This is a genomic window from Acinetobacter apis (genome assembly GCF_900197575.1).
Lineage (GTDB): Bacteria > Pseudomonadota > Gammaproteobacteria > Pseudomonadales > Moraxellaceae > Acinetobacter > Acinetobacter apis.
The window spans coordinates 1-1144 of sequence record NZ_FZLN01000012.1 but is presented as its reverse complement, the minus strand read 5'-3'; the positions used below and the strand labels follow the sequence as shown (position 1 = coordinate 1144).

Annotated in this window: 1 protein-coding gene; it reads left to right on the top strand. The window is 43.0% G+C overall.

All coding sequences use genetic code 11. The features are described from left to right. Nucleotides 1-8: 8 nt before the first annotated feature. A partial coding sequence (tuf, locus tag CFY84_RS11220) for an elongation factor Tu (RefSeq protein WP_088824440.1) occupies nt 9-1144 on the top strand: 1136 nt, incomplete at its 3' end.

Below are 1144 nucleotides of genomic sequence, written 5' to 3'. Positions count from 1 at the left end.
AAGTCATCATGGCTAAAGCTAAGTTTGAACGTAATAAGCCACACGTAAACGTGGGAACAATTGGTCACGTCGACCATGGTAAAACAACACTAACTGCTGCGATCGCAACGATTTGTGCGAAGCATTACGGTGGTGAAGCGAAAGATTACGCGGCAATTGACTCTGCACCTGAAGAAAAAGCACGTGGTATTACAATTAATACATCACACGTAGAATATGATTCACCAGTACGTCACTATGCACACGTAGACTGTCCAGGTCACGCCGATTATGTTAAAAACATGATCACTGGTGCTGCACAAATGGATGGCGCGATTTTAGTATGTGCTGCAACTGATGGCCCAATGCCACAAACACGTGAGCACATCCTACTTTCACGTCAGGTTGGTGTACCGTACATCGTTGTATTCTTAAACAAGTGTGACCTTGTTGATGACGTAGAATTACTAGAATTAGTAGAAATGGAAGTTCGTGAACTTCTATCTTCTTACGACTTCCCAGGTGATGACACACCAGTAATCCTAGGTTCAGCATTAGCTGCGCTAAATGGCGACCAAGGTGAATATGGCGAATCAGCTGTAATCAAACTTGTTGAATCATTAGACTCATACATTCCTGAGCCTGAGCGTGCGATTGACAAGCCATTCTTGATGCCAATTGAAGATGTATTCTCAATTTCTGGTCGTGGTACTGTAGTAACAGGCCGTGTTGAATCAGGTATTGTAAAAGTTGGTGAAGAAGTTGAGATTGTTGGTATTAAAGCCACAGTTAAAACAACTGTAACTGGCGTTGAAATGTTCCGTAAATTGCTAGACGAAGGTCGTGCAGGAGAGAACTGTGGTATTTTATTACGTGGTACAAAGCGTGAAGACGTACAACGTGGTCAAGTATTAACTAAGCCAGGTGCAATCAAGCCACATACTAAGTTTGACGCAGAAGTATATGTGTTAGCGAAAGAAGAAGGTGGTCGTCATACTCCATTCCTAAATGGATACCGTCCACAGTTCTACTTCCGTACAACGGATGTAACTGGTGCGATTCAATTGAAAGAAGGCGTTGAAATGGTTATGCCAGGTGACAACGTTGAAATGTCAGTAGAATTGATCCACCCGATTGCGATGGATGCTGGTCTACGTTTTGCGAT